This is a genomic window from Leisingera sp. F5 (assembly GCF_001593695.1).
On record NZ_LUKH01001412.1, the window covers coordinates 1 to 1,048 of the forward strand.

Consider the following 1,048-nt stretch of genomic DNA (forward strand, 5'->3'; position numbering starts at 1 on the left):
TTGGTCTACCCCTGGCTAAGCATACCAGAGGCACATTGTGCCTGCCTTGAGTGAGGTCAAACCAGCCCGTTCTGCGCCTGCACGCCAAAACCATGTCTGGATCAAGGCGCGCGGACTTGCTGCCGGATAGACTCAACCTATCCAGACAGGAGACAAAAAATGACCCAGACCGGTACCCAAACCAGATCAAAAGCCGGGTTGACTAGCAGGGCCCTGGCCGTTTTTGGTGTAACCTTCTCATTTGCAGCTATTCTTCTCAGCGGCAGCATCCTTTTCTTTTCGCCCAAAGGTAAAATTTCTAATCAGGTGGATTGGGAGGCGCTGGGACTGGGCAGGCAGGACTGGAGTGATCTCCATATTGTCCTGGCGGCGCTGTTTATTGCCTTTTCCCTGTGGCATGCAGCGCTCCATCTGCATGTGTTCAAAATGCTGTTCTTCGGCAGCAGGATGTCTCCACGCGGCCACCGGGCCGAGGCGCTGATTGCGCTCGCGGCAGTTGCCGGCTTTACCGTCTTGGCACTTCTTCAGCTTCCTCCGGCCAACTGGCTGCTCGAGCTCAACGAGCTGTTCAAGCAGGAGTTCTGGGCCCGCTGAATCATGATGCCGGCTATCAGGCCCCGCCGAAAGGCCGGCCTTAACCTTAGGCATAGTTTGCAGTGGTGTCAGTCCGGCATATTTCATGCAAGCGCCCAAGGGGAGACACTCTTTCACACCGGATTGATCAGGATCATGGCATCCCGCAGCAGCCCTGATTTACTGATTGACGCGGCGTGCATGCCGACTTGCCGCGATCAAAAACCCGGAGGCCAGACATGCAACGCAACACAGCTCTCTATGTGCTCGCCACAGACACCAGCGACGAAGCTGTCATCGCTGCCGCCGAAGCGGCGCAGCGCCAGGACGCATACCTCGCCTGCCTGCTGCTGGATAATCCGCCCGGCAGACCCTACTTCGTCTCTGGCACGACAGCCTTCGGCTCAACAGCGATGCCGGCCGACTGGGTTGACCGTCTCCGGGAGGCCCGTCAGGCAGCCGAAACCCGCGCTGG

The 1,048-nt window shown here is 58.4% G+C and carries 1 protein-coding gene and 1 pseudogene; both read left to right on the forward strand.

Translation table 11 applies throughout. The annotated features are described in order from the left end of the window. The first annotated feature begins 159 nt into the window (after positions 1 to 159). A complete protein-coding gene (locus tag A2I95_RS41865) occupies positions 160 to 594 on the forward strand; it encodes a DUF4405 domain-containing protein (protein WP_291738148.1) in 435 nt (144 codons plus the stop codon). Between the two features lie 218 nt (positions 595 to 812). Further along, a pseudogene (locus A2I95_RS41870) lies at positions 813 to 1,048 on the forward strand (universal stress protein); the annotation flags it as partial.

What these genes read in the sequence shown, in the direction of transcription:
- A2I95_RS41865 (WP_291738148.1), top strand. Translation starts at nt 160, where the DNA reads ATGACCCAGACCGGTACCCAAACCAGATCAAAAGCCGGGTTGACTAGC.